Annotated in this window: 1 pseudogene; it reads left to right on the forward strand. The window is 45.7% G+C overall.

What is annotated here, in order from left to right:
* Positions 1-451: pseudogene (locus H9644_RS21415) on the forward strand (hypothetical protein); the annotation flags it as partial.
* Between the last annotated feature and the right edge of the window lie 227 nt (positions 452-678).

Below are 678 nucleotides of genomic sequence, written 5' to 3' on the forward strand. Positions count from 1 at the left end.
AAAGGTCACGGTGACGGGGCTTCCTGAATGGGCCTGGACGCGGGCAACCCCCTATACCGGAAGCGACGAGCAGTTACGGAAGTTAAAAGCCGCCTATACCGAAATGGCAAGCATCATCAGTAGCCGGGACAGGGCACGTCTGAAAGCTTATAACAAAGAGGCGCTGAAGGCATGGTCAGCCACAACCGGTGACTCTGAGGATGACATATTACTCTCACTCTTCTCAAAAGATAATGTGGAGGGAGGGAAAGCCAGAATGCAGCCCATCAGGTGGGACGATTATGCCGTCCGGGTTATGAATGGTGGACGTATGGTGCAGCTATATAATAAATCGAAACCAATATATTCCCCACTGACTTACCGTTTTACAGATGAAAGTGGTGAAGAGCGTATGGGGTATTACGCTCCGGTATTTTCGCTGATTGATGGTCAGTTTATCCCTGTTACTTGATTAACCTGTTGGGCTACAAATCAGGATGTCCGGTAAGGTGATTATTGTTGAGTTAAGCACCTTACCGTTTTTTAAATTTTTGGGCGCAGATATTCCAGACAGGGAAACAATATGCCTTTAGCTGCCAGATTAAATGACAAAGGTACCTGGCCAGGGAAAGATCACGTAACGCTGCTTTTTTGTACTAAATGATTCGCATTTTATGTTCAATAATTGAGATATTCCTT

It is taken from the genome of Escherichia whittamii, assembly GCF_014836715.1.
GTDB classification, from domain to species: domain Bacteria; phylum Pseudomonadota; class Gammaproteobacteria; order Enterobacterales; family Enterobacteriaceae; genus Escherichia; species Escherichia whittamii.